The sequence below is a fragment of the Pararhizobium sp. P1_E7 genome (assembly GCF_056405855.1).
The window spans coordinates 88,324-114,348 of the sequence record NZ_JBFUBH010000005.1; the positions used below are offsets into that span (position 1 = coordinate 88,324).

Sequence of the window (26,025 nt, forward strand, 5' to 3'; positions counted from 1 at the left end):
GGGCTCTCACGCATTTGTGACGCTCACCAGAGGTCCGGGAGGGTGCGCGTTTCCTTTTCATTCACCATCCTTTCTTATAAGTACGAAAGCCTGGTGACATGATGGGGCATCGGGCGCGAACCGCTGATGGCGGCAATGCGATACGGGGACGTGAGAACCAATGAATTTGATGAAGACGACTGCGATTGTGACACTGATGGCCGGGTGCGCTTTCGCTTCTGTCGGTGTCCAGCGCGCCGAAGCGTTCAACCTGCTGGATATCTTCCGTAAGAAGAAGCCGGTGGTTGAGGAATTCCAGCCGCTGCCGGGTGTCGGGCAGATGCAGCCTGCGCAGCAGCAGGCCGCGCGCCCGTTGCCGAAGGTGACTTCGCCGCAATATTATACCTACAAGGCTGAGCCGCTGCGCCGGATCGCCACTGCAAAGCTCGTTGATCCGGTGGTGACCGGCTCCGTCAGCAGTGACGTCCTGCCGCCGGCCCCGGCTGCGGCGCTCACCGATGCCCGCCGGTTCCTCCCCGATGTCACGGCCTACGCTCCGGCTGATGTCGCCAAGGCCGTTGAAGCTTTTTATACCGGCCGCGACGAATTTGTCTGGATCGACGGTGAAGCGCCGAACGCTGCTGCCAGGGCAGCACTTGCCGTTCTGGGGCAGGCGGCCAGCGTCGGTCTTGACCCGCAGGACTACGCCGTCGCCGTTCCCGCCGATACCTTCGACCGCAACGACATGGCTGCGCGCGAAAAGACGCTGGTCGAATTCGAAATCCAGCTGTCCGCAGCGACGCTGACCTATATCGCCGACACCGTGCGTGGCCGCATCGATCCGAACAGGATTTCCGGCTATCACGATTTCAAGCGCAAGGACGTCAACCTGACGGGCAAGCTCGGCAATATCGCCAGAAGTCACGATGTCGCCGCCTATCTGAATTCCCAGACGCCGTCCGGACCGGAGTTTACCGCGTTGAAGCGGGAACTCGAAACGCTTCAGGCAAAAATCGGCGACGCCCCACGGATCGTGATTGCCCCGGATACGCTGTTGAAGCCGGGCATCAGCAATCCGGAACTGGCCAATGTCGTTGCTGCCATTCGTCTCAAGGGCTCCGATGCGCTGAAGGTCGAGCATGCGCTGACGCTGTCGGCCTATCAGGGAACGCCGGATTACACGCCCGAACTGGTGGCGCTGATCGAGGGGTTCCAGAAGGAAAACAACCTGAAGCCGGACGGCATCGTCGGCAAGGCGTCGATCCGCATTCTGACAGGCGGAGACACGACAGAGAGCAAGATCGACAAGGTTCGGATCGCCATGGAGCAGGCGCGCTGGTTGCCCGCCGATCTCGGCAGCCGCTACGTCTTCATCAACCAGCCTGCCTACATGGTCTACTACCACGATCAGGGCGCCGAGCAATTCTCGATGCGGGTCGTCGTCGGTTCCAAGGCTCACCAGACGTTCTTCTTCGAAGACGAGATCCAGACGGTGGAGTTCAACCCCTACTGGGGCGTACCGCAGTCGATCATCATCAACGAAATGCTGCCGAAGCTGCGCAACGACCCCGGCTATCTCGACCGTCTCGGTTATCAGGTGGAACTTGGTGGCCGTGCGGTATCGTCCTACGATGTCAACTGGAACGGCTCGACGGCCGGTGTCGCCGTTCGCCAGCCGCCGAGCAGCGACAATGCGCTGGGCGAACTGAAGATCCTGTTCCCCAATGCGCACGCCATCTACATGCACGACACGCCATCGAAGAGCTTCTTCAAGAAGGACGACCGGGCGCTGAGCCACGGCTGCGTGCGCCTGGCCGATCCGCGCCGGATGGCGGCGGCGGTGCTCGGCACGACGGTTGAAGATATCGGCAAGCAGATTGCCGGTGGACGCAACAAGGGCGTATCCGTGCCGCAGAAGATTCCGGTCTACGTTGCCTATTTCACGGCATGGCCGAACAAGGATGGCGCGGTCGAATATTTCCACGACGTCTACGACCGCGACATGTACATGAACCGCGCGCTCGAAGCGACGCGGTTGGCCCGCCGGGCGGAAGGCTAGGAACGAATGAAAAAAGCGGCTTCGAGCCGCTTTTTTTATGCCCGGGCGATCAGGCGCTCGATCAGATCGGGGGTCAGTTCGTCGAAATGACGAACGATGATGTCCGGCTCAAGGCTTTCGACCGGCACGTCGGAGTAGCCGAAGGGAACGCCGATCGAGCGCACCGATGCATTTTTCGCCACAAGGATGTCGTTGAGGCTGTCGCCGATCATCACCGATTTTTCCGGCGACCCGCCGGCAAGGCGGATGGTCGACAGCAGGTGCTCGGCATCGGGCTTGCGCACCGCAAAGGTATCGCCGCCGGTGATGGCTGCGAAGCGGGATGTCAGTCCCAGGCCCTCCAGCAGGCTTTTGGCCAGCATTTCCAGCTTGTTGGTGCAGACGGCAAGCGTATAGCCGGCAGCGGCAAGCCGGTCCATCGCCGTGACAACGCCGGGATAGGGGAACGAATCGCCCGGCATCGAACCATGATAGAAATCGATGAATTCCTTCATTTGCCAGTCGAGCTCGCCGCTGCTGAGCGTCTTGCCGCGCAGCGTGAACGTCCGCTCGATCATTGCCTTGGCGCCGTGTCCGACCAGATGCGTCAGGTCGTCATAGGTCACCGGAGCAAGGCCCGCCTGCATGACCGCATGGTTGAGGCTTGCGACGAGATCGGGCGCGGTGTCGACGAGGGTTCCATCTAGATCAAAGACGACAACGGATGCGGACACTGGAACCTCTTGGAAAGCCTGCCGGAAATACTGCCATCCGGGTAGGGGAAGCCGCGGTAAAAAGCAATTGCAACTTTACGCGACAGTGCCGGCCCGCAATTGCATGCAGGCCGCTATTGGGGCTTTTGTTTGCCGTTGCAGCCGTGTAAACGTCTCAGCGGAACGAAGGGGCGGGGCGTTTTGCCGTGGCCCCATCGGCGAGATTTGAGGAGAATGCGGCGTATGGACGCCCGTCAAATGAAGATCAAAGCTGCGGCGGCAGCGCTCGACTATGTCGAAGACGGCATGAGGCTTGGTATCGGGACTGGTTCGACGGCGGAAGAATTCGTCCGTCTGCTGGCCGAAAAAGTGGCGACCGGCTTTCGGGTCGAAGGCGTGCCGACATCGGAGCGCACGGCGCGGCTTTGCCTGGAACTCGGCGTTCCGCTGAAATCGCTCGACGAACTGCCCGAACTCGACCTGACTGTTGACGGCGCCGACGAAGTGGATCCGATGCTGCGCCTGATCAAGGGCGGTGGCGGTGCGCTTCTGCGCGAAAAGATCGTCGCCTGCGCTTCCGCACGGATGATTGTGATTGCCGACGAAACGAAGGTCGTCGAGACGCTCGGCGCCTTCAAGCTGCCGATCGAAGTCAATTCCTTCGGGCTCGCCGCCACGCACATCGCCATTGAAAAGCTTGCCGCGCGGTACGGGCTTTCGGGCGAAATCAGCGTGCGCGCTTCGGGCGACGGACCGTTCATGACCGACGGTGGACATCTGATTCTGGATGCATCTTTTGGCCGCATTCCTGATGCAGATGCGCTTGCACGCGACCTGAACGCCATTCCCGGCGTGGTCGAACATGGACTATTCATCGGCATCGCATCCCTTGCCATTATCGCCGGTCCGGCGGGCGCAAGGGTGATGACGGCTTGACCGGCTGCGGCCGGGTGGTGGTTGCCGCCCCGGTCTTTGCCGGTTTGTAAGACTTCCGGCGGCGACCGATCAGGCCGCGCTGGATTGCTACAGCGTCACCGCCGATCGGGATTGCCCGATGCAGTGGCGACAGCTTTAAAATTGGATTATGCAGGGGTTCGCAGATGCAAGGCGCGCGCGGAACCCGGCGTCAACTGACAGGAGCGTTACAGACATGATCAATTTCGCAGGTCTCGGCCGTACAATGGCTGCAACGGCCATCATCCTTTCTGCAGTCATGGTCCCGGCCCTGCGGGCACAGGATGTGACGGACGAGCAGGTCAAGGCCGCACGGGCCGCAATCGCGGCTATCAACGCCACGAACGGTTTCGACAACATCCTGCCTAGCCTGGCTGAACGTCTGAAGACGACACTGATCCAGTCCTCGCCGAACTACGAGGACCTGATCTCGAAGACGGTTGACGCCAAGGCTCTCGAGCTGGCTGCCCGCCGCGCCGATCTGGAGCGCGAAGCGGCAACGATCTACGCCAAGACCTTTACCGTCGATCAGCTGAACGCGATCACGACATTCTACACGTCCGATGCCGGCAAGAAGCTCCTGAACGACGGCCCGATCGCTTCGCGCGAGATGGTCAAGGCTGCCGATATCTGGGCCGCCGGTATTTCCCGCGACCTGAATGCGGCTGCGACCAAGGAACTCGGCGCGACCCTGACTGCCGGTCAGCAGCCGATCGATGGCGCCACGCCCGCGACGCCCGCCCAATAAGGAGCGGCTGCCGGTTCACCGGTTGCATGCCTCACGCCGAATTGCTGAAGCCCGGATCATTCCGGGCTTTTCATTTTGTATCCTGCCATCCTATATCAGCACACACGGCGGAATCGCCGGTGAGGTGCCTATCGCCCTTTGCGGCGGCAGCCTTACCCCGCTTCCCTTCGCATATGACCCGGCCGGGAGTATTTCAGCATGGCTTCTTTCGATTATGACCTCTTCGTTATTGGCGGCGGCTCCGGCGGCGTGCGCAGCGGCCGTGTTGCGGCGGCCCTCGGCAAGAAGGTCGCGATTGCCGAGGAGTTTCGCTATGGCGGCACCTGCGTAATCCGCGGTTGCGTGCCGAAGAAGCTCTATGTGTATGCGTCGCAGTTTACCGAGCATTTCGAGGATGCCGAAGGTTTTGGCTGGACCGTCGGCGAACGCACGTTCGACTGGCAGAAGCTGGTCGCGGCCAAGGAAAAGGAAATCACCCGGCTGGAAGGCCTCTACCAGAAGGGCCTTGCCAATGCCGGGGCGGAAATCCTGCATACGCGGGCGGAACTGACCGGGCCGAACACCATCAGGCTGATCGACAGCGGCAAGACCGTCACCGCCGAGCGCATCGTCATTGCCGTCGGCGGCCACCCGACGCCGCACGACGCGCTGCCGGGGCATGAACTCTGCATCAGCTCGAACGAAGCCTTCGACCTGCCGGAGTTGCCGAAGTCGATCATTATCGCCGGCGGCGGCTATATTGCGGTCGAATTCGCCAACATTTTCCATGGTCTCGGCGTCGAAACGACATTGATCTACCGCGGCAAGGAAATCCTGTCGCGCTTCGATCAGGACATGCGCCGCGGGCTGCATGCGGCAATGGAACAGAAGGGTATTCGCATCCTGTGCGAGGACGTTTTCAAGTCCATTACCAGGAATGCCGATGGCCGGCTGACCGCTGAAACGATGAAGCATGGCGCGCTGGTCGCCGATCAGGTGATGCTGGCGCTCGGCCGTGTCGCCAATACCAAGGGCCTTGGCCTGGAGGCGGCAGGTGTTGCGGTCAATGAGCGCGGTGCGATCATCGTTGACGCGTTTTCGCGCACCAGCGCGCCCGGCATCTATGCGCTCGGCGACGTCACCGATCGCGTTCAGCTGACCCCCGTCGCCATCCACGAGGCGATGTGCTTCATCGAAACGGAATACAAGGGCAATCCGACATCCCCGGATCACGACCTGATCGCGACGGCGGTGTTTTCCCAGCCGGAGATCGGCACGGTCGGACTGTCCGAAGAGGCCGCCGCCAAAAAATTCCAGGATCTGGAAATCTACCGGGCGGAATTCCGGCCGATGAAGGCGACGCTGTCGGGACGCAGTGAAAAGACGATCATGAAGCTGATCGTCAATGCAGCCGACCGCAAGGTTGTCGGCGTCCATATTCTCGGCCATGAAGCCGGCGAGATGGCGCAGTTGCTCGGGATCACGCTGAAGGCCGGCTGCACCAAGGATGACTTCGACCGGACCATGGCCGTGCATCCGACAGCGACCGAGGAGCTGGTCACCATGTACAATCCGACCTACCGGGTGAAGAACGGCGAGAAGGTCGGCTAAACCGGCACCGGTCACTTGCAAACCCACAGGCAACGTGCGCGCGAAGTCATCGCTGAGCGCACTTTGCTGGCACAATGGCTTTGCAATCCCCATGTTAACGTTTATAAGCCCGCATCCGCAAAATCGCTGGTTTCCCTCAAGGGAGGCTGCGGTTCAGGAATTGTACCGTTGATACACGGTTCAAAACCGGTTTCAGGCGGCATTGCCCGGAGGTTGTCCGGCGATGCGACTGCTGCTGCGGCGGACCTTGCGCAAGAGAACAGGTGATCGACATGGTACAGAATTGGACCCCGAACAGCTGGCGGCAGAAGCCTATCCAGCAGGTGCCGGATTTTCCGGATATGGCAGCGCTCGCAGCCGCCGAGGCGCAGCTTGCAACCTATCCGCCGCTGGTTTTCGCCGGTGAGGCACGCCGCCTGAAGACCCAGCTTGCCAGTGTTTCGGAAGGCAAGGGTTTCCTTTTGCAGGGCGGCGATTGCGCCGAGAGCTTTGCAGAACATGGCGCTGACACGATCCGCGACTTCTTCCGCGCCTTCCTGCAGATGGCGGTCGTCCTGACGTTCGGCGCCCAGCAGCCCGTCGTCAAGATCGGCCGTATCGCCGGCCAGTTCGCCAAGCCGCGCTCTTCCAATATCGAGAAGCAGGGCGACATCGAACTGCCGAGCTATCGCGGCGATATCATCAACGGCATCGAGTTCAACGAAAAGGCCCGTATTCCGGACCCGGAACGCCAGATCATGGCCTATCGCCAGTCGGCGGCGACGCTGAACCTTTTGCGCGCCTTCGCGATGGGCGGTTACGCCAACCTTGAAAACGTGCACCAGTGGATGCTCGGCTTCGTCAAGGAAAGCCCGCAGGCCGAGCGCTACCGCAAGCTCGCCAACCGGATTTCCGAGACCATGGATTTCATGAAGGCGATCGGCATCACCTCGGAGAACCATCCGAGCCTGCGCGAGACCGATTTCTTCACCAGCCACGAGGCGCTGCTGCTCGGCTACGAGCAGGCGCTGACGCGCGTCGATTCGACCTCGGGCGACTGGTATGCCACGTCCGGCCACATGATCTGGATCGGCGATCGTACCCGCCAGGCCGATCACGCCCATATCGAATATTGCCGCGGCATCAAGAACCCGCTCGGTCTCAAGTGCGGTCCTTCCCTGACGGCTGACGGCCTGATCGAACTCATCGACCTGCTCAACCCGCAGAACGAAGCCGGCCGCCTGACGCTGATCTGCCGCTTCGGCCACGACAAGGTTGCCGACCATCTGCCGCGCCTGATCCGTGCGGTCGAAAAGGAAGGCCGCAAGGTCGTCTGGTCCTGCGATCCGATGCATGGCAACACGATCACGCTCAACAACTACAAGACCCGCCCGTTCGAGCGGATCCTGTCGGAAGTCGAGAGCTTCTTCCAGATCCACCGCGCCGAAGGCACGCATCCGGGCGGCATCCATATCGAGATGACCGGCAATGACGTGACGGAATGCACAGGCGGCGCCCGCGCGTTGTCGGGTGCCGATCTTGCCGATCGTTACCACACCCATTGCGACCCGCGTCTGAACGCCGACCAGGCTCTTGAGCTTGCCTTCCTGCTGGCAGAGCGCATGAAGGGCGGCCGCGATGAAAAGCGGATGGTCGTCAACGGCTGATCAGCGCCGCTGATAACAGCCTTTAGCGCATTGAAATTGACAAGACCGGGTTGGCTGACGAAGCTGACCCGGTTTTTTCATGCCTGCATGACGGGCCAATCGGTATATTCAAAGGGGATGAGCATGGCGCAAGAGCATACCGGATCCTGCAATTGCGGCGCGGTGCGCTTTCGCACGCGCGGGAGGCTGCGCGAGGTGATCGCCTGCCATTGTTCGCAATGCCGCAAGCAGACCGGCCTGTACTATGCGGCGACCAATGTTCTCGACAGCGAACTTGATCTCGAAGGGGCCGAGAATATCACCTGGTATCGCTCAAGTCCGCAGGCCCGCCGGGGGTTCTGCAAGACCTGCGGCTCGGCGCTGTTTTGGAAGATGGATGGTCTCGATTACTCGTCGATCATGGCCGGAGCCTTCGACACACCGACCGGCCTCGCCTTCGGCGTCCACATCTTTTGCGCCGACAAGGGCGATTTCTATGAGATCAATGATGATCTGCCGCAATTTGCGCAGTCAAGTTCCTGATGGGGCCGGAAGCAGCCGCCGGCCTCAAAGGGCGGCAGCGTCGATCGACCGGACGGCCTCTTTGTAGGCCCACTGGAGTGCGCAAAACTTGACGGATTGCCAGCGCTTGTAATCCTCGACGAACGAGGCTGTTGCCCAAATCCGGTTTCGGCTGCCGTTGCGCTCCTGCCAACCGAGCGAGCCCAATGCCTCGGCGCGCGCGAAAAGGCGGCGGACATGGGTGCGCGAGAGCGAGTAGTGGCTGGAGAGTTCGGAGAAGCGCAGATCTTCGACCCAGTGAAGGCCATCCTGCGGTTCGACATTGGCAATCCGCGCGATGAAATCGTCCAGGATCAGGCCGCCATATTCGGTCCAGACGAAACAGGAAATACTGAGTGGCGGCTCGCGCCATGCCGGGTCGGCGATCAGCCGCTTGGCGGCGAGCGGCTGGGCGCGGCAGAAAATCTCCGAATCTGCCTCCAGCCGTGCAACCCGGTCACCCTTGTCGATGAGGTCGAGGCTGCGCATCTGGCCACGGAACCACAGCGTCATGGCCTCGTGGCTGCTTTCGGTCGGCTCCATGGGACGGCTGCGTTTGCTGGGCGATCCCGCAACGTCACGGACGAGCTTATAGGCCCGCAACTCCGCCAGGAACGCCGTAGCGGTGTTGCGGCTCGCCAGGCCCGTCTGAGCGATGACGCCGAGAAGCCTTGCTGCAGTGATGCCGGACAGCGGATCGGCGGGGTCGCGCTGCAGATGCAGGGCGTAGGCCGCCTGGGTAAGAAGCCATTTCTGCTGGGCGGCAACCAGACGGGCGATCCGCGGAAAGTGATCGTATAGCTCGATCATATGCCGCGCCCCCTGCTGCAAGACAGGGAAGAGGATAGGATTCGCCACAAACAGGTCAACCTCGGCGGAGAAGCTGACTTTGGTGGTGTCGATCGCAGATGACTGAATGCCGGTCATGTCCTTACCGAAAGTCCAGTGGGTCACTGTGTCGGGCCGGGAATCGGCCAAAGTCCTATTGTCGTATGTCACTCGCAAAACGGTATAAGTCCATCATTTGTTTCACCAAAGGGTGCAAATAACAGACGGTTCTTGCCTGCAATCTATTCAGAAAAAAAAGACCGGATGGCAGGGATGCCATCCGGTCAGAGAAAGAAAAAGCATTTTGTGACGTTTATTGAACCAGAACCGGCTGCAGGCAGTTGACACCGGTCACGCGAACATCCGCTTCACCGACCCGCACGCCGACGGCGAGAAGCAGGTTATAGATCAGTGTGTCGATCGCCGGCGTGACCGCGCCCAATGTCTGGGCGAGCGCCGCCTGAACGAGCTTGGGACTGCCGAGTGAGAGGAACAGCACCTGGATATCGACATCCAGATTGTTGAGCAGGGTCTGCGTGGTCGAGGTCAGGATGTCCTTGGTCGAGACGCTTTTGACGGCGTTCGCGGCGACCTCGGACGGGCTGAACGTCAGTCTCTGCGGCTGCATGTTCTGTGTTTCGACATGAGCAAGACCGTCAATCTTGACCAGCAGGGAGTCGAGGATCCGCGCTTTTACGACCCTTGCCTCATCGCTGAAGTTTGACAAAACGGTAGGGTTCACCGTTCCGATCGCGATCTCCGCAACGCCCGGAACGGCATCGATGGAGACGCTGGCATTGGTCGTTGAACCGCCGTAGCAGCGAATATCGGCAAGCTTGCCTTCGGCGTGGGCAACTTCGATGTAGATCGGCAGCTTGATCCGCAAACCGGCAAGCAGGGACAGTCCATCGATATTCACTTCGATGGCAAGCCGCGTCTGAGCGGTGCGAACGGCCGAACCGGGCGCGCCCAGCCTGTGCGCCGGTGTTGAGACCGGCGGTTCGCCGATGGCAAGATTGACGCTGGCCGACGCAATGCCCGGAAGACCGGCCACTGCAGCCAGCGATATCTGGTTGGTGCCGTTTGCAAGTGCTGCTGCGGCCGAAACGATGTCGAGCGCGCTGACCTTCATCGCCCAGTTCGACCCGGCATCGACTTTCAATCCCTTTTTCGGATCGATGTTGAGGATCTGCGACAAGGTGAAGGTTTTCTTGTTGAGCTTGGTGGCCGTTTCGAGCGCTTTGAGGGCCGTCGTCGCCGTGCTGGAGATACCGTGAACGGCCTGCATCGAGGCAAGCAGTTGCGGCATGGTCAGGTTGGCCTTCAAGACGTCGTCATAGCTCGCCGCCGTCAGGCTCAGGCGGGTGGCAACGCTTTTGAGAAAGGGCTGAACATCGACATCCGCATCGACCAGCGCCTGATAATCCATCACCTTCAAGGAGATCGTCGTGCCGAGCATCTGGCCAAGCAGCTGATTGAGGATGCCGCCATTGAGGCTTGCCAGCCGTGAACCGATGGAGAAGGCTGCAAGCTTGGTGCTGGCGGCCGTGCCAACGGCGCGCATCGTCGGCGGTGCGCTGAACATGGCGGCAAGGTGCAGCGTGCCTTCCTTCTCGACAGAGACCTGGGCTGCATCCGCCGGCGTGGCATTGGGGATGAAACGTTGACCGGTTGCGAGCGCCGGATCGGGGACATAGCGTCCCTTGACGATCGTGACGATGCCGTTCTTCATCGCGGCAACGTCTTTCTGGATGACTTTTCCGTCCGGATCGATCAAGCCGTCCTTGGTCGCAATCGCCAGGGGAAGGCCATTGGTCTTGAAGTGATTGCGCGCAGCATTCTCGACATTGGGCAGGTCCGAGGCCGCGACGATGGCGGTGAGGTCGGCGATGCCCTGCATCTCCTGCTTCTGCAGCGTCAGATAGCCAAAATCGATCCCCAGCCCGAGTGAGAGCACGACGAGGGGCAGGACAAGGGCTGCGGATACACCGATATTGCCCGAGGTATTGGTGAGAATATTGCGTCGTTTCAGAGCTTCGCGGGCCATCAAATACCTCCCAGCCTGATTGTTGCGTAACGTTTGATTTCCTCATCGGGCAGCGCGAAGGAAAACAGTTTCCAGATCGGCAATTCGCTCGAGTCGTAGACAATGGTGACGGTAAACTGGTTCAGATTGCTGATATCGTCCTCGACATCGACCGAGAGTTTCGCCTTGTTGATGAAGGCATAATCCAGCGTCGATGTCTGGATGAACGATTTAGCGAGACTCTTTCGTTCCGTCGCCGAAAGTCCGGCCACAGCGGTTCGCGCCGCATCAGCGGCGATCTGCTGGATGGCGTGCGTGGCGCTCAGATAGATGCCGTAGCCGATCATGGTGAAAATGGTCAGGAAGAACAGCGGCGCGATGATCGCAAATTCCAGCGCTGCGGCACCGTCCGTATTGTTGCGCATCCGCGCCATAAAAGACATACAACACACTCCCAGGTTTGCACCGGGTCGATATATCGATCCTGTTACACCTATATCGTGTGCTTCATTTGTTAATTTTTCTATACGCTAATAAATGGGCTTTTACATTCCTGCGTTTAAATGTTGTATTTCTTATATTTATGGTTGTGCCATATTCGTTCGGTTGCGCTTGACGCGGCCGCGTCAGAGCCGGAATGGCACAGGTAAAGTCAGGTCTGCGCGCTTCCTGTGTCCCTGTATTGCGCAAGCAGCGCCTGCAATCGGCCGACATCGGTGCGCAGTTCGGCGATTTCGCGCAGCAGCACCGTATCGATTTTGTGATGCAGCGAAATCAGCTCGACTTCGGATTTGAGATTGACCTCGTAGTCCTTCGAGGCATCGAAACGATCCTTCATTGCCTGCCGGTTCTGCGACATCATGATGATCGGCGCCTGCAGCGCTGCGATCATCGACAAGAGCAGGTTGAGGAAGATGAAGGGGTAGGGGTCGAAGGCATTTTGTGTCAGCAAAACCGTATTGGCGGTGGCCCAGACGGCGAGGAAGATGAGGAATGCGACGATAAAACCCCAGGAGCCGCCAATGCGGGCAATGCTGTCTGCCGTCCGGTCACCGAAGGATTGACCGGCAATGAAGGCTGCGTTGGTGTCCTGGGACAGGATCTTGCGTTCTTTGGCGTGCCGCAGGACATGGCGTTCCACGTCGCCGAGTTCAGTGCTCGGTTTGCCAAACAGGAGGTGGGAGACTTCGTCGAGGTGAGACATGGGCCGGCTCCGTCAAATAACGTTGCCCGTTTTATACCGAGTCTCGATGATAGAAACCTATCTCTATTATCGAGACTTGGTATGGGCCCATGCCGGTAAATTGCGGAAACGCCGATCGCCGGCGTCCCCCTTCTTTTTACATCGCCGCGCCGGCGAACAGATCCGCATGCGACTGGAAGAACCGTTCCGTGCCAAAGCGCTGGCCGAACATCATGTCGTGCTGCAGGAAACGATAGTCGCGGATGCGCGGCGGGATCGTCTTTTGCCGTGCCCAGGCGGCCGTTTCCTTGCCCTTGTCATCGACGAGCATGTAGCGGTCGATGACGCGGTATTTGTCGAAGATGTTGCCGAGGAAGCCTGTGTAGTAGGGATGCTCGAAGCCGCCCTGCTTGAGGATCTGGTAGGAGAGGAAGGCCGGGCTGATGGTGCCGATATCCTTGACCGGGCCGGTCTTGTTCGACCAGACGACCAGCGGTGTTTCATGCTGCGCCTTCATCTGCTCGAGCGAACCTTTGCGCGACGCCGTGACGTCGTTCATGAAGCCGGTATTCGGATAGACCGTGTTGAGCGGCGGCAGATGATCGCCGAACAATACGATGATCGTCTCGCGGTCACGCTCCTTGGCCCAGTCCATCAGCATCTTCAGGCTGTCGTCGGCTTCCTTGATGCCTTGTGCATAGGTTTCGAGAACCTGCTTGTCGACGGCGGGAAGATTGCCTTCGACCTTGATGGTGTTCTTGGCGTAGCGGTTTGCCTCATAGGGACCATGGCCCTGCAGCGTGACGGTGAAGAAGAAGAACGGATCGCGCAGCTGGTCGGCCTGGCGGATGATTTCCTTGGTCAGCGATTCATCCGATGCGAAGATGCCGCGCTTTTGCATCACCGGCATATTCTCTTCCGACCTGAACTGCTCGAAGCCGAAGGCCTTGTAGACGGCGCTGCGGTTCCAGAACCATTTCTGGAACGGATGAACGGCACGCGAAACGTAACCTTCGCCACGGAAGAAGGTGGCAAGCGACGGGATCGGGTTGCGGATATACTGCTGGTAGGGAATGCTGCCATAGGGCAGGAAGGCGTTCGAAAAGCCGGTCAGCGCCTCGAATTCGACATTGGCCGTCATGCCGCCGAACTCGGGCGAGAACACGTTGCCGGACTGCATTTCGCGGATGGTCGGCATCGGATCGGGCGACAGCTTGACGTTTGGCAGGCGGGTCGGATCCCAGAAGGATTCGCTCATCAGCACGATCACGTCGGGCTTGCCGCGATGGGTCGTGCCTGCCGGCACCGGCTTGGTCGGAATCTTGTTGATGGCTTCCGACATGTAGCCTGCGGGCGCCGTGACGTTGGCCATCGGCAGATTGAGCGCAAACGCCATGGTGAAGCCGTTGTGACGGTAGTTTTCGGTCTGGTCCCACATGATCGGAATGACCTGCAGGCGATCGCGCACCCAGGAGAAGTTGTTGTAGTCCATCAGGTGGTAGAACGCGCCCAGCAGCGGCAGCGCGACGGCGAGCCGTGTCAGGCGTTGACGGCGGGTCAGCACAGGAAAGCGCCGCCAGGCGAACCGGGCAAGCCAGGCAAGGGCAACGACCGCGACAACCATGCCGGCAACGATGCCGACAGCTGTCCAGGGCCGGTCTCTGACCAGAACCGGCATCAGTTCCATGATCTGGCGCCCGAACAGGAAGTCTGTCGGATAAAGGGGATCGGACAGGAAAATCTGCTTCTGGCGGCTGACGAGCGCCGGCACAAGCGCCAGCGGCGCAATCAGGATGACGCCATAATTTTCGCGCGCGAAGGCCGCATCAATTGCCAGGAACAGCAGAAAGAACACGCCGGCGGTGGTCCAGGCCGGGCGGGCCGGGTCGAGGAAAAACAGCGCTGCTTCCGTGACCGAATTGCGGGCGATCCATTCGACGAAGAAGATCAGCGTAATCGACAAAAGCAGCGACAGGGAGAGGTGTCTTGCAATGGAAAGCGCCTTGGCATGGCGGTGGCCGAAACCGATTTGCGGGCCATAGGACCTGGAAGCGGTGGCAGCGATTGCTGCCGATTCAAAACTGGCCAAGGCCGTCTCCAATTTTTACAAAACTGTCTTCCTAATGTCATACAGATGTCATCTTGAACGGAGGATGAATAATTCAAGCGGCGTTTTCCCCCGTCTTTTTTCGATGGTGCTTTCAAGGGGGAAACGGAGCGGCGCAGCGGCTTTCAGCCAGCGCTCAGGCGCTGCAATCCTCTGTTGAATTGATTTTTTTCTGACTTGCGGGCAAGCACGGGGTATTTTGAGGCTAAATGCGATAAACACATCACCGGATGCCCCGGCATCCGCGATAGCAAGCTCAAGTACAGGCCTGTTCATGACCGCGCAAAAGACCATTTCCACGACGTTCCGCATCGCGGTTGCCCAGCTGAACCCGACTGTGGGAGACGTTGCCGGCAATCTTGCCAAGGCCCGGGAAGCGCGCGCCGACGCGGCGCGCAGCGGCGCCGACCTTCTGCTTTTGACCGAACTGTTCATTTCCGGCTATCCGCCGGAGGATCTGGTTTTGAAGCCGGCTTTTCTCAAAGCCTGCCAGAAGGCGATCGATGCGCTCGCCGCCGACACCGCCGATGGCGGCCCGGGTGTCGTCGTCGGTTATCCGCGGCAGGGCGAAGCGGGGCGCCACAACTCCGTTGCCGTTCTCGATGGAGGCCGGGTTCTGGCCCTTCGCGACAAGGTCGATCTGCCGAACTACGGCGAATTCGACGAGAAACGGGTCTTTACCGAAGGTGCCATGCCGGGGCCGGTCAATTTCCGCGGCGTGCGGATCGGCATCCCGATCTGCGAGGAAATCTGGAATGATCTCGGCATCTGCGAGACGCTGGCGGAAAGCGGAGCGGAGATCCTGCTCGTGCCGAACGGCTCGCCCTACTATCGCGGCAAGGTCGATGTCCGTCATCAGGTGGTGCTTCGCCAGGTGATCGAAACCGGTCTGCCGCTGATTTTCGCCAATCAGCTCGGCGGCCAGGACGAACTGGTGTTCGACGGCGCCAGCTTCGCCTTCAATGCCGACAAGAGCATGGCCTTCCAGATGAGCCAGTTCGAGGAGAGCCTTTCCGTCTCCGAGTGGCGCAGAAACGGCGACGGCTGGGTCTGTGAACAGGGGATGATGTCGCGCCTGCCGCAACAGGAGGAGGCCGACTACCGCGCCTGCATGCTGGGCTTTCGCGACTACGTCAACAAGAACGGCTTCAAGAACGTTGTGCTTGGGCTCTCCGGCGGTATCGATTCGGCGATCTGCGCGGCCCTTGCTGTCGATGCGCTGGGCGAGGAGCGGGTGCGCACGGTGATGCTGCCTTATCGCTATACCTCGTCGGATTCGTTCAAGGACGCCGAGGATTGCGCCAAGGCGCTCGGCTGCCGTTACGACATCGTGCCGATCGAGGAGCCGGTGCAGGGCTTCCTCAGTGCGCTTTCGGAAACGTTCGAGGGAACGGAATCCGGCATCACCGAGGAAAACCTGCAGAGCCGCACACGCGGCACGATCCTGATGGCGCTGTCCAACAAGTTCGGCTCGATGGTTGTCACCACCGGCAACAAGTCGGAAATGTCGGTTGGCTATGCGACGCTCTATGGCGACATGAACGGCGGCTTCAATCCGATCAAGGATCTCTACAAGATGCAGGTCTACGGGCTGTCGCGCTGGCGCAACACCACCGTGCCGCCGGGCGCGCTCGGGCCGTCGGGCGAAGTCATCCCGAAGAACATCATCGACAAGGCGCCGTCTGCCGAGCTTCGCCCGAACCAGACCGACCAGGATTCGCTGCCGCCCTATCCGGTGCTTGACGATATCCTCGAATGCCTGGTCGAGAAGGAGATGGGCACCGAAGAGATCGTGGCGCGTGGTCACGACGAGGCGACGGTGCACCGGATCGAGCATCTGCTCTACATCGCCGAATACAAGCGCCGCCAATCGGCACCGGGCGTGAAGATAACCCAGAAGAATTTTGGCCGTGACCGCCGCTATCCGATCACCAACCGGTTCCGCGACCGGTAGTTTTCGGAAAGGAAGAAGCAGGATGCGCAGCTCGGTCGAAATCTACACGATTGCCAGCGGTGAAAGCCGGGTGGTCTGGCAAACGGATGAGCTGGTCGAGGCTCCGAACTGGTCGCCCGATGGACAGTCGCTGGTGATCAACGGTGACGGCCTGCTCTACCGCTTGCCGCTTTCCGGCGGCGAACCGGTGCTGATCGACACGGGCTTTGCACGCACCTGCAACAATGATCACGGCATCTCGCCCGACGGCAAAACCATCGTCATCAGCGACAAGACCGAGTTCGGCGCGTCCACCATTTATACGCTTCCTGCGACGGGCGGGCTGCCAAAGCAGGTGACTGAGAACCGGCCGTCCTATTGGCATGGCTGGTCGCCGGACGGAAAGACGCTTGCCTATTGCGGCATCCGCGACCAGGTCTTCGATATCTACACCATCCCTGTCGATGGCGGTGATGAGACGCGGCTGACCTTCGGCGAGGGACGCAATGACGGGCCCGACTACAGCCCGGATGGAGAATGGATTTATTTCAACTCCAGCCGGACCGGCCAGATGCAGATCTGGCGCATCCGGCCCGATGGCTCCGATGTCACACGCGTTACCGACAGCGAATACGGCGACTGGTTCCCGCATCCGTCGCCCGATGGCAAGCACCTGCTCGTCATCTCCTACGATGGCGACGTCTTCGACCATCCGCGCGACCTCAATGTCCGGCTGCGGCTGATGGAACCGGATGGCAGCAATGCCCGCATCCTGTTCGGCCTGTTCGGCGGGCAGGGCTCGATCAACGTTCCCAACTGGTCGCCCGATGGCAAGGAGTTTGCCTTCGTGCGCTATCAGCCGGCACCCTGACGGGATTTTCGTTTAGTAGCGCAATACAAAAATACGCAACAGCGGTTGTTGTTTATCTTGCGCACAATCATTCCTTTTCCTATTGTTTTCTAAAGTAGGGGAAGGGGAAATGCCCGTTCATCACCGAGTTGCGGTGCTTATTGACGCGGAAAACGTATCCGGAGATTTCGCCGCGTCTGTTCTACGCGAAGCAGGCGCCCATGGGGCGACGGTAATGCGCCGCGCCTATGGCGATTTTGCCCAAGGGAGAGGCTCAAGCTGGCTTGAGGCTGCCGTGCCCTATGCAGTTGACACCATTCAGGTTTCAAGCCCGATCAAGAGCAAGAATTTCAGCGACATGCGCATGACAATCGACGCGGTGGAACTGTTGTTTGCCAACAAAGTTGATGTTTTCTGCCTCGTATCTTCGGATGGCGATTTTACCCCGCTTGCCATCTATCTGCGCGGAGCCGGCAAGCTCGTGGTCGGCATCGGCGGCCAGCAGGCATCCGCATTGTTTCGCCAAAGCTGCGACGCCTTTCATATCGTTGTCCCGCCCGCCAATGTTCCGGCTCCGGTTGCCTCGACGCCGAAACCTCAAATGAAACCCGCCGGGAAGTCAGGCAAAGAGCAGGGCTTGCTGTCTCTTGTAAGTGCGGCAATCAAAACGCTTGGTGCCGATACGGACAATGGATGGGTTTCAATTGCCAGGTTGGGAAAGGCTTTGCGTGCGGTTGCTCCAAATTTCACGACAAAGTCTTATGGCTCTGGCACTTTGACAAAGATTCTTCTTCAGGAACCGTTACTCGATTTACAACAGCGTGAAAAAGGGATGTTCGCGCGTGTAAGGCCCGGGATCACCGTCATTTCCGCGCTAGAGGGCCGCCGCAATTAACGGATTTCCAACCAGCTTGTTTAAATGAAACTTGCGCTTTTCCCGCTAGTCTTTGCCTCAATCCACGCGTGAACCTTGAGGGCTGGTTCGGCGAAAAAGACCAGTTGAGGCGGGCATGGCGGCAAAGGTGGCAAAGCGGAAGTCGGGCAAGGCGGTACTGGGCATCCATGCAGCCTGCACGCTGGTTGCCTTCCTGATCGTCGCAAGCCTTGCCTTCGTGCTCGACCGTTCCGTCACCGAGGCCGACCGGTTCGGGCTGACCGCCGAGCGAAAACTGGTCGAAAGCGAGATGCAGCATCAGGTCGATGCCGTCGTCCAGTATCAGGCCCAGCTGTCCTATTGGGACAAGAGTTTCGCGCAGCTCGCCAACAGAACCTTCACCGATGCTTTCGTCCGGCAAGAGCTGACTGGCTGGCTGTGGAGGGATTTCGGTTTTTCCTGGATGATCTTTGCCGACGCTTCCAGCCGCACGTTGCTGGCCGTGGAGAACGGCCAGAAGGTCGATCCTGAACTGGGCGCGCGAACCCTGAAATGGGTCGATGACCTCATCGAGAAGGCGAACGACCTTTACGAGACGGCACTCGTCGCCAAGGGGGCCGGTTGGGCGCTGCGATCCACGGAGACGGACAAGGATGCGCTGGCAGCGCCTCTACCGGGCATCCACGCCGCGGACCTGCGGATGATCGACGGCAAGATGAGTATCGTCGTGGTTCAGGCTGTCGTTCCCAGGACGCTGGACATTCCGGCCAGCCGGCGCAGACCGGTGTTCATGATCACCGTCAAGCCTTTCACCGGCCGTATGGTCCGCGATATGGAAGACAGGCTCAACATTAACAATCTCGGCTTTGCACCGTTGCGCCAGGTGCCGAAGGGCTCCATTCAGGTCGCGATCAGCGATTGCTTCCAGCCTGCCTGCATGGTCGCGGCCTGGACGCCGCGGGCGCCGGGCAGTTTCGTTCGATCCGAGACGCTGCCGAGCGTGATCGTCATTGCGATGCTGGGCTCTTTGATCATGGCCTTCATCGCGGCCCGGTTTGGAGCGGTGTTTTCAGCTCTCCAGACCAGCGAAGCGGAAAACCGGCATCTTGCCAAGCACGACCGCCTGACCGGCCTGTTGAACCGCAGCGGTTTCGACGATGTCCTGCATGCGTCGCTTGCCAAGGTCACGGAGCGGCCGTTCTCGCTGCTTTGCCTCGATCTGGACAAGTTCAAGGCCGTCAACGACACCCATGGTCATCCGGCCGGCGATGCCGTGCTGAAGACGCTTGCATCGCGCTTTGCCGCCCGTGTTGCCAATCGTGGCGTCGTTGCCCGGCTCGGCGGCGACGAATTCGTCATCATTCTCGATCATACGGTGTCGCGCCCGGATGTCATGGCGCTTGCCGACGCGCTGCTCGTCGAAACGCAGGTGCCGGTGCCGTTCGAGGGACAGTCGCTTCGCGTCGGCAGCAGCATCGGCGTGGCTTTTGCCCCCGAACACGGAAAAATCGCCCGTGAAATCGTGCCATTGGCCGATCAGGCGCTGTATCTGGCCAAGCGTCGCGGCCGCAATCGCGTTCAGACCGCCGATGATCTTGCCGTTGCGGATCATCTCCCGCAAAACGAACAGGCTGCCTGATCAGCGCTGGGGCGCCGGAATGTTATAGGGGGTGATGACCTCCACCGCCGACAGGCGCGCAGCCCCCGGGCTGATCAAAGCGCCTCTTCGCCCCATCACCGCCCGAAACGCGGTGCGCACATCGGTCTTCAAGTCATGATGCAGGACGAAATGGATCTGCCCATGGCGCAGCAGTTCGAGGTTCCCGGCATCGAGATCATGGGCCACGAAGATCGCACAGGCGCGGCCTGCCGCAGCAAAGGCGGCAAGGACCGCCCGGTTGCCGCCGCCGATCGAATAGACGGCATTGATGCCCGGATGGTTTGACAGCGCCTCGGCTGCGAGCGCGCCGGTTGCGTCGTCCCGGCCAAGGCCTTCGCTGATCTCAACGATGCCGATCGACGGATAGCGTTGGCGCAATATGCGGCGAAAGCCGATCTCGCGTTCTTCTTCCCCACGAAACCGGCTGCTCGACAATGTTGCAAGCACCGTCGCCGGCTGGCCGGCAAAGCGCTCGCCAATGAGGTAGGCGGCCGTTTCGCCGGCGGCCCTGTTGTCCGCGCCGGCATAGGCGCTCCGCGGGGCGTTCGGCAGGTCGGTGACCAGAGTGACGACAGGGATGCCGGCCTGTTCGAGCCGCGCCACGGCCGGGCTGATCTCGGGTACATCGGGCGCCTTGAGCACGACCCCGTCGGTGCCGCGCAAACGGACGCGGTCAAGCAGCTGGACGATGTCCTGCGGGCGCATCTGTTCGGCGAAATGGAAGCGCGAGCGGAAGATCGTCGGCAGGAATGTCAGGCTCTCGCTTTCGAAGGCATCGCGAACGGTGTCTGTAAAGCGGTCGGGCGCTTCCATAATGATGTCGATGCTGAATTTTCGCCCCTGAATCTCGACGCCGGCCTGCTGCTTTTCAAGCTCGCGAATTGCGGCGCGGACGCGCAGCTCCGTCTGTTTGCGCACACCCGGCCGGCTGTTTAGAACACGGTCGACCGTGGCGGCGCTGAGGCCTGCCTGAAACGCAATGTCCTTGACCAGAAATTCGTGGGCCATCATCGTTCCGTCCTGATGGTTTTTTGATGGGTTTCTGCTCTATATCAGCTTTTTCCTCCGCGTATAGTGCCGGTATCGAAGCGCATCCGGCGGGAGGATCTGGGATGAAGAGCGACAATATCTTGAAGCAGCGCGCGGACCGGGTGTGGCTGACGGAGGCCGCCTGTGATCTCGACGATTTTCGCGCCGGGGTGGAGCGCACGACCATGCTTGCCGACTATCCGCATGCGGCGGCCGTCGAGAAGAACGTGCTGATCTATGATGGCGCCAGCGTGCTGAAGGCGGCCGCAAGTGGAGACGGACGCCGGGCGGTGCTTGCCGAAATCTGTGAGGCCTTTGCCAGCGGGCCAGGTGTCATTGTGCTTAAGCGCGCCTTTGAGAATACTGACGTCATCGATGCGGCGAGCGGCATTTTCGACGAGATCATCAACGAGCAGCATCGTACTCATACCGGCGGTGGCGACCACTTTGCCAAGCCCGGTGCCAACGATCGCATCTGGAATTCGCTGGAAAAGCACTGCCTGAGGGATCCGGAGAATTTTGCCGCCTATTACGGCAACGCTCTGATCGCGCTGGTCAGCGAAGCCTGGCTCGGGCCGAGCTACCAGATGACGGCGCAGGTCAACCGGGTCAACCCGGGCGGCGCCGCCCAATCTGCCCACCGGGACTACCATCTCGGCTTCCAGACATCGGCAGTGATCGAGCAGTTTCCGGCCCATGTCCACCGGCTGTCGCCGGTACTGACCTTGCAGGGCGCCGTTGCCCATTGCGACATGCCGCTGGAAAGCGGGCCGACGCTGTTCCTGCCCTACAGCCAGACCTATGTTCCCGGCTATCTGGCTTTGAAACGCCCGGAATTCCGGGAGTATTTCGACCGCAACCATGTACAGCTGCCCTTGTCGAAGGGCGATCTGGTGTTTTTCAACCCGGCGCTCTTCCACGCCGCCGGAACCAATCGCTCGCAAGACATCAAGCGCGTCGCCAACCTGCTGCAGGTGTCGTCCGCGTTCGGCCGCGCGATGGAGACGGTCAATCGGGAAAGGATGAGCGCAACGCTCTATCCGGCTTTGAAAGCCATGCTCGCCGATGGCCGCCTGTCGGGCGCGCAGGCGGCGTGCGCCATCGCATCCTGCGCCGAGGGGTACTCCTTTYCGACCAATCTCGACCGCGATCCTCCCGTCGGCGGCCTTGCACCGAAGACGCAGGCCCAGCTGATGCAGGAAGCGCTTGCCGGCGGCTGGGAGGCGGCTGCGTTTACCGCAGCACTCGCAGCGCAGTCGGACAGGAGACTCAGCTAGCAGCGCCGAATGAAACATTGCGAACCCCCACCCGAATTTCGGGCGGGGGTCTTTTGACAAAATCGACATCGAACATGGAGGAAAGCCCAATGAGCAGTGAAAATGGGAGCAATGACTATGGCCGGCTCGACGGCAAGGTGGCGATTGTTACCGGCGGGACGCAAGGGCTGGGGGCGGCGATCGCGACGCTGTTTGCCAAGCGCGGTGCTGCCGGCATCGTGATCTGCGGCCGCAATGCCGCCAAGGGCGAGGCCAAGGCTGCCGAGATTGGCAAGGCGACCGGAACGAAGGTTGTCTATGTCCAGGCTGACCTCGAAAAGACAGAGGATGCACGCAAGGTGGTCGCGGCATGTGACAGAGAATTCGGTCGGGTCGATGCGCTGGTCAACGCTGCGGCAATTACCGACCGTGGAACGATCCTCGACACCAATCCGGAGCTGTTTGATCGCATGTTCGCCATCAATGTGCGTGCGCCGTTCTTCCTGATGCAGGAAACGATCAATGTCATGCGCCGCGAGAAGATCGAGGGAACCATCGTCAATATCGGTTCGATGTCGGCGATGGCCGGGCAGCCTTTCATCTCCGCCTATTGCGCCTCCAAGGGTGCGCTGGAAACGCTGACCAAGAACACCGCCTATGCGGTGTTGCGCAACAGGATCCGCGTCAATGGCCTGAACATCGGCTGGATGGCATCCGAAGGGGAGGATCGCATCCAGCGCGAATTTCATGGATCGCCCGCCGACTGGCTGGAAAAGGCGGCGGCTGGCCAGCCCTTTGGGCGCTTGGTCGATCCGGCCGAGGTGGCGCGTGCCTGCGCCTATCTGTCGTCGGCGGAATCCGGTCTGATGACCGGATCGATGATCTGCTTCGACCAATCGGTCTGGGGTGCCTATGACGGCTCGCCGCATCCGGCCGCCGCCATCTGACAAGAACGCGCGGGCCGCCTTGCAATCGGCGGCCCGCTATGACCATATCGGTTTGTTCAGGTGCCCGTGAAAACGGGAGAATCGGGAACCCGGTGAAAGTCCGGGACGTGCCCAGCGCTGTGACGGGGACGGCTTTGCATAGATGAAAGTCTGAATGATTTCAGATTTCTGCCACTGGATCTTCAAGCGATCCGGGAAGGCGGCAAAGCCGGTTGATCCGCAGTCAGAAGACCGGCCTGACAAGATAGACCAAACCCGCGCGGACGGCGGGAGGTTTCGCATTGTTGGGGATCAAACGATGCAAGCTGAACCGCAAGACCGCCTTGTGAGGGCGGACGCATTTTCATCGGACGAGCGCGCCGCCGTCTACCGCGCCATCGAAACCCGCCGCGACGTGCGCGACCAGTTCCTGCCGGCACCCTTGCCGGACGACGTCATCGCGCGGCTGCTTGCCGCTGCCCACAGCGCGCCTTCGGTCGGCTTCATGCAACCCTGGAATTTTATCGTCGTCCGCGACGAGGACAGGCGTGCGCGTGTCTTTGAAGCCTTCCAGCGCGCCAATGAGGAAGCGGCGCTGATGTTTGAGGGCGAGGCGCAGGACAAATACCGGTCGTTGAAGCTCGAAGGTATCCGCAAGGCACCGGTCAGCATCTGCGTCACCTGCGATCCGGCGCGTGCCGGAAAGGTCGTTCTCGGCCGGACGCACAATCCGCGCATGGACGCCTTTTCTACCGTTTGCGCCGTGCAGAACCTGTGGCTTGCCGCACGGGCCGAAGGGGTTGGCGTCGGCTGGGTCAGCATTTTCCACGAGCGCGATATCAAGGCCGTGCTCGGTATTCCCGATCCTATCGAGATCATCGCCTGGCTGTGCCTTGGCTATGTCGATACGCTTTATGCAGAGCCGGAACTGGCGGTCAAAGGCTGGCGCCAGCGGTTGCCGCTCAAGGATCTCGTCTTCGCCGATGCCTGGGGCGTCAGCCCCGCGGAGTGATTGGAGCGCTTCCGGTTGAGGATGAAGCGCTCTAGTTTGTCTGTTGCTGTTGCTGTTGGTATCCGGGGCCGGCCGGATGCCTCAGGTCGATCGAGGTTTCCTGCGAAGGCAGGAAGCTCGGACCGACGACGCGGACCTTGCTGTCCCGCGGATTGTAGGGGCGGTCCGCAATCGCGCTCTTCACCTCAGCCGGGGTAGCCTTATTGCGCGTGCGAAACTCGATAACGCCCTTGCCGTTGTCCGGCGTACTCTGTTGCGTCGCCGTGCGCCCGACCGGAGAGCAGCCGCACTGGCCGGGCTGGCTGAGGTCGCGGGTCTTGTAGGCGAAAGCCGACGGCAGATCGGCATACGGTTCGCCGGTGGCTGCGGAGACCATCTGGTCGGTCTCTTCGGTCGCCAGCGCATGATAGTAGAGCGCCGTCTCCGCTCCCGGGCACCGCCGCTGGCAGGCTTCGGCATCGCGCTGGAAATCGGCCGGGGACGCATTTGAGGAGATCGGGAAGAACGCCCCGTCGCAGGTGCGCACGCACAATGTCCGCAGGCTGCCGGGGTAATCGTCGCTCGGCGCAAAGCCATCATCCGGCGTTGTGAAATCGGATACGTCATTGCTGTCGCGCATATCGAGATAGTCTTCGCTGATCGGCGGCAGGTCCTTCAGGATATTGCGACGGGTTTCCGGTTCCTCGACGGCGGCGCTGACGACTTCATCCTGTTCTTCAGAGCAGCGATTGACGTCGAGGGCGGCGAGGATCCGCCGCCGGGCGATCTGGCTGTCGCCTCCCGTTGCGAGGTTCTGGCGGCGTGCCTTCAGCGTTTGGAGGTCCATTTCCATCTGCGAGATTTCAGCAGCCAGGCTCTCGCAGGCTCCGTCATTCGGCCCACCGACAATGACGACGCTGTCTGAGCTGCATCCCATCCGCCTGAGATCGCTACGGGCTTGGCGCAAATCCAGGTTCTGGCGCGAGATCGCGCCGGTGTAGTCGCGCAGATTGGCATTGGAGGCGACGATTTTCGGCAGGCTGGCAAGGCGCGCATTCAGCCGTTCGCACACCGCCGAGGCGCCGGCCGTGGCCGTCATGGCCAGAAGAAGCGGGGCTATCAGCGCCGCGAAGGATATCGAACGGAGGATCACGTGTTTCTCTCGCCTGAGCATACCGGCACCTTGGCCGTGTACGAAGGAATATCCTGCGCACTCTGACTTTAGGTCTATCATAGCGCCATTCGAAGGTGGCGCAACGCAGTCCGTGCGCCAGCGTTAATGCGATGCGGGAGAATCATGCCGGGCGAGGCGGGAGAGCCACAATCGGCGGCTCTCCCGGCGCAAGGCAATTATATCAAGTCTCGACGATAGAGACCATTAAGCCGCCCGGGCGGTTTCCAGGGACATTGGCCGCTCCAGCACCGATCCGTCGATCTCGGCGACAGCCTTCATCGTCTCCAAAAGATCGGGCGTGACCTCCCAGGCTACGGCAACGGCGTAGACGGAGCCGATGCGCTGCGGTTCGCCGATGCGTTCGCCAGGGCAGCCCATCCGCCGGAACATGCGCTCCAGAAAGACGTCGGTGACGGTGACGATATGGCTGAGACCGGATGACAGGCCGAGCTCTCCGACACCGCACATCAGTTCTGCTGCGGCGATGGTCACCTGATTGGAACCGCGATCCTGCGAGATGGCCGGATCGATGCAGAAGCGGCTGGATTCCCAGACGGTGGCGCTGCGCACCTGCGGATTGCCGCCGAGCAGGATCGGAAACGTATCATCCAGCATGTTCGGCCCAAGCGTCGGCAACAGCCGCAGCGCGCCGCGCAGACGCCCCGTCTGGTCCGAATAGGACAGCACGTAGAGCGGATTGGCGTCGTCATAATGATCGATCTCCCAGTCGCCGCGAACCGATACGTCCCATTTCAGCACATCGTGAAAGACGCGCTTGCGCAGCTGGAACATGGCGTCGATATCGCGGGGATGCAGTTTGCCGGTGTTGCGGTTGAAAATCCTGATCATTGTCTGCTCCTGTGTTCGTAGGCGAGGAGCAAATGCTGTCAGGGATCTTCTGTTGTCGTAACTGTCGGTAGTGACAGGTTTCGAATGCACGCGGACTGTGCTTCCTTTGACAGGACGTCCGAGAGGACGTC

22 protein-coding genes and 1 riboswitch are annotated in these 26,025 nt (G+C 60.6%); of the genes, 13 read left to right on the forward strand and 9 right to left on the reverse strand.

All coding sequences use genetic code 11. The annotated features are described in order from the left end of the window. Window positions 1-160: 160 nt before the first annotated feature. Window positions 161-2,038: a L,D-transpeptidase family protein gene (locus tag AC1D17_RS07735; protein WP_477564824.1), complete on the forward strand. Its 1,878-nt coding sequence runs from the start codon at window positions 161-163 to the stop codon at window positions 2,036-2,038. 35 nt (window positions 2,039-2,073) lie between these two features. Here the strand turns inward: AC1D17_RS07735 and AC1D17_RS07740 are convergent, their stop codons facing one another. Then, window positions 2,074-2,751 (reverse strand): HAD family hydrolase, encoded by a 678-nt coding sequence (locus tag AC1D17_RS07740; protein WP_477564825.1) that lies wholly within the window; start codon window positions 2,749-2,751, stop codon window positions 2,074-2,076. A gap of 222 nt (window positions 2,752-2,973) precedes the next feature. Between AC1D17_RS07740 and rpiA the strand changes: the two genes are divergently transcribed. The 5 genes from rpiA to AC1D17_RS07765 all read left to right on the forward strand — a co-directional run bounded on the left by rpiA (window position 2,974) and on the right by AC1D17_RS07765 (window position 8,190). Beyond that, window positions 2,974-3,666 carry a ribose-5-phosphate isomerase RpiA gene (gene rpiA, locus AC1D17_RS07745; protein ID WP_477564826.1) on the forward strand — a complete coding sequence of 231 codons (693 nt, stop codon included), beginning with the start codon at window positions 2,974-2,976 and terminating at the stop codon, window positions 3,664-3,666. A 214-nt stretch (window positions 3,667-3,880) separates the two neighbouring features. Beyond that, window positions 3,881-4,432 carry a DUF2059 domain-containing protein gene (locus AC1D17_RS07750; RefSeq protein ID WP_477564827.1) on the forward strand — a complete coding sequence of 184 codons (552 nt, stop codon included), beginning with the start codon at window positions 3,881-3,883 and terminating at the stop codon, window positions 4,430-4,432. 198 nt (window positions 4,433-4,630) lie between these two features. After that, entirely contained in the window at window positions 4,631-6,022 is a 1,392-nt protein-coding gene (gene gor / locus AC1D17_RS07755; protein WP_477564828.1) for a glutathione-disulfide reductase, read from the forward strand. A 272-nt stretch (window positions 6,023-6,294) separates the two neighbouring features. Continuing rightward, complete coding sequence (locus AC1D17_RS07760; protein WP_477564829.1) at window positions 6,295-7,668, forward strand: class II 3-deoxy-7-phosphoheptulonate synthase; 1,374 nt, start codon at window positions 6,295-6,297, stop codon at window positions 7,666-7,668. A gap of 117 nt (window positions 7,669-7,785) precedes the next feature. Continuing rightward, window positions 7,786-8,190 (forward strand): GFA family protein, encoded by a 405-nt coding sequence (locus tag AC1D17_RS07765; protein WP_477564830.1) that lies wholly within the window; start codon window positions 7,786-7,788, stop codon window positions 8,188-8,190. Between the two features lie 24 nt (window positions 8,191-8,214). Here the strand turns inward: AC1D17_RS07765 and AC1D17_RS07770 are convergent, their stop codons facing one another. The 5 genes from AC1D17_RS07770 to AC1D17_RS07790 form a co-directional block, all read right to left on the reverse strand. Then, window positions 8,215-9,135: a hypothetical protein gene (locus tag AC1D17_RS07770; RefSeq protein WP_477564831.1), complete on the reverse strand. Its 921-nt coding sequence runs from the start codon at window positions 9,133-9,135 to the stop codon at window positions 8,215-8,217. Between the two features lie 214 nt (window positions 9,136-9,349). Beyond that, the gene (locus tag AC1D17_RS07775; protein WP_477564832.1) at window positions 9,350-11,083 is read right to left on the reverse strand and encodes a pilus assembly protein TadG-related protein; all 1,734 of its coding nucleotides are present in this window, start codon (window positions 11,081-11,083) and stop codon (window positions 9,350-9,352) included. Further along, window positions 11,083-11,505, reverse strand: a complete 423-nt coding sequence (locus AC1D17_RS07780) for a TadE/TadG family type IV pilus assembly protein (RefSeq protein ID WP_477564833.1) — start codon at window positions 11,503-11,505, stop codon at window positions 11,083-11,085. Before AC1D17_RS07780 ends, AC1D17_RS07775 begins: the two co-directional genes overlap by 1 nt. 209 nt (window positions 11,506-11,714) lie before the next feature. Further along, window positions 11,715-12,266: a DUF1003 domain-containing protein gene (locus tag AC1D17_RS07785; protein ID WP_477564834.1), complete on the reverse strand. Its 552-nt coding sequence runs from the start codon at window positions 12,264-12,266 to the stop codon at window positions 11,715-11,717. A 136-nt stretch (window positions 12,267-12,402) separates the two neighbouring features. Beyond that, window positions 12,403-14,274, reverse strand: coding sequence for an LTA synthase family protein (locus AC1D17_RS07790; protein ID WP_477564981.1), 1,872 nt, complete (start codon window positions 14,272-14,274; stop codon window positions 12,403-12,405). 352 nt (window positions 14,275-14,626) lie between these two features. Here AC1D17_RS07790 and AC1D17_RS07795 point away from each other — a divergent pair, with 352 nt between their 5' ends. From AC1D17_RS07795 to AC1D17_RS07810, 4 genes are all read left to right on the forward strand, one after another. Further along, on the forward strand, window positions 14,627-16,306 hold the full coding sequence (locus AC1D17_RS07795) for an NAD+ synthase (protein WP_477564835.1): 1,680 nt from the start codon (window positions 14,627-14,629) through the stop codon (window positions 16,304-16,306). Window positions 16,307-16,328: 22 nt separating this feature from the next. After that, complete coding sequence (locus AC1D17_RS07800) at window positions 16,329-17,156, forward strand: TolB family protein (RefSeq protein ID WP_477564836.1); 828 nt, start codon at window positions 16,329-16,331, stop codon at window positions 17,154-17,156. A 109-nt stretch (window positions 17,157-17,265) separates the two neighbouring features. After that, window positions 17,266-18,030: an NYN domain-containing protein gene (locus AC1D17_RS07805; protein WP_477564837.1), complete on the forward strand. Its 765-nt coding sequence runs from the start codon at window positions 17,266-17,268 to the stop codon at window positions 18,028-18,030. Between the two features lie 115 nt (window positions 18,031-18,145). Then, entirely contained in the window at window positions 18,146-19,648 is a 1,503-nt protein-coding gene (locus AC1D17_RS07810; RefSeq protein WP_477564838.1) for a diguanylate cyclase domain-containing protein, read from the forward strand. On the opposite strand, the gene AC1D17_RS07815 is transcribed toward AC1D17_RS07810, so the two are convergent. Beyond that, window positions 19,649-20,677, reverse strand: a complete 1,029-nt coding sequence (locus AC1D17_RS07815) for a LacI family DNA-binding transcriptional regulator (RefSeq protein ID WP_477564982.1) — start codon at window positions 20,675-20,677, stop codon at window positions 19,649-19,651. A gap of 104 nt (window positions 20,678-20,781) precedes the next feature. On the opposite strand from AC1D17_RS07815, the gene AC1D17_RS07820 reads away from it, so the two are divergent. The 3 genes from AC1D17_RS07820 to bluB all read left to right on the forward strand — a co-directional run bounded on the left by AC1D17_RS07820 (window position 20,782) and on the right by bluB (window position 23,892). Continuing rightward, a complete protein-coding gene (locus AC1D17_RS07820; protein ID WP_477564839.1) occupies window positions 20,782-21,975 on the forward strand; it encodes a phytanoyl-CoA dioxygenase family protein in 1,194 nt (397 codons plus the stop codon). Window positions 21,976-22,064: 89 nt separating this feature from the next. Next, a complete protein-coding gene (locus AC1D17_RS07825) occupies window positions 22,065-22,901 on the forward strand; it encodes an SDR family oxidoreductase (protein ID WP_477564840.1) in 837 nt (278 codons plus the stop codon). A 41-nt stretch (window positions 22,902-22,942) separates the two neighbouring features. Beyond that, window positions 22,943-23,155, forward strand: a riboswitch (cobalamin riboswitch). Between the two features lie 44 nt (window positions 23,156-23,199). Next, a complete protein-coding gene (gene bluB, locus AC1D17_RS07830; RefSeq protein WP_477564841.1) occupies window positions 23,200-23,892 on the forward strand; it encodes a 5,6-dimethylbenzimidazole synthase in 693 nt (230 codons plus the stop codon). Window positions 23,893-23,923: 31 nt separating this feature from the next. On the opposite strand, the gene AC1D17_RS07835 is transcribed toward bluB, so the two are convergent. Together AC1D17_RS07835 and AC1D17_RS07840 are read right to left on the reverse strand one after the other, a co-directional pair. Then, the gene (locus AC1D17_RS07835; protein WP_477564842.1) at window positions 23,924-25,045 is read right to left on the reverse strand and encodes a DUF2865 domain-containing protein; all 1,122 of its coding nucleotides are present in this window, start codon (window positions 25,043-25,045) and stop codon (window positions 23,924-23,926) included. Window positions 25,046-25,249: 204 nt separating this feature from the next. Beyond that, complete coding sequence (locus AC1D17_RS07840) at window positions 25,250-25,894, reverse strand: acyl-homoserine-lactone synthase (protein WP_477564843.1); 645 nt, start codon at window positions 25,892-25,894, stop codon at window positions 25,250-25,252. Between the last annotated feature and the right edge of the window lie 131 nt (window positions 25,895-26,025).